The 857-nt window shown below is 62.5% G+C and carries 1 protein-coding gene; it reads right to left on the bottom strand.

What is annotated here, in order from left to right; genetic code table 11:
• On the bottom strand, positions 1–857 hold an 857-nt coding region (locus tag G4Y73_RS00010), incomplete at both ends, for a hypothetical protein (protein ID WP_205596421.1).

Here is an 857-nt window from a genome sequence, read left to right as displayed (position 1 = left end):
GTGTAGGTGCCCGGATCGACCAGCACCGTGATGCTGTTGCCGTCAGTGAGTGAGCCGGCGACATCGCCGGTGAAATCGAACGCCTGCAGGCTGCCCTTGGGCAGGGTCTGTTTCTCGACGGTGATCGAACCGCGCTGGGTGTTGGTGAACACGCAGGTTACGGTCTCGCCGGCGTCGAACACGAAGTTCGCGGTTGCCGTTCCGATATCGCCGGTGCTGTCGGCATCGTTGCACACGATGTCGGTCAGCTTCCAGCCTTCCGGAACCGTCTCTGTCGAACTGTAGTTGCCCGGCGCCAGGTTGTCGACGATGATTTGCCCGTCATCGATCAGGTTGCCGGCGGCATCGCCGGTAAAACTAAAGCTTTGCAGGCTGCCTCCGGGGATGGTCTGATTTTCGACGATGATGGTGCCGCGCTCGGTGTTGGTGAACACGCAGCGCACCGCTTCATCGGCTGAGACGTTGAAGGTTGCGGTCGCCGTGCCGATATTGCCGGTGCTGTCGCTGTCGTCGCAGACGATCGAGGTCAGATCCCAGCCGGCGGGCACGGTCTCGGTCGACGTGTAAGTGCCCGGATCGACCAGGATCGTGATGCTGTTGCCGTCAGCGAGCGAGCCGGCGACATCCCCAGCGAAAGCGAATGCCTGCGGGCTGCCGTTCGGCAAGGTTTGCTTCTCGACGGTGATCGAACCGCCCTGGGTATTGGTGAACACGCAGGCCACGGTCTCGCCCGGATCGAGCACGAAGTTCGCGGTCGCGGTACCGACATCGCCGCTCGAGTTGCCGTCATTGCACGAAATTCCGGTCAGCTTCCAGTTCGCCGGCACGGTCTCGGTCGAGCTGTAGTTGCCGGGCAC

It is taken from the genome of Wenzhouxiangella sp. XN201 (assembly GCF_011008905.1).
Lineage (GTDB): Bacteria > Pseudomonadota > Gammaproteobacteria > Xanthomonadales > Wenzhouxiangellaceae > Wenzhouxiangella.
This window is presented reverse-complemented; position numbering and strand designations above follow the sequence as displayed.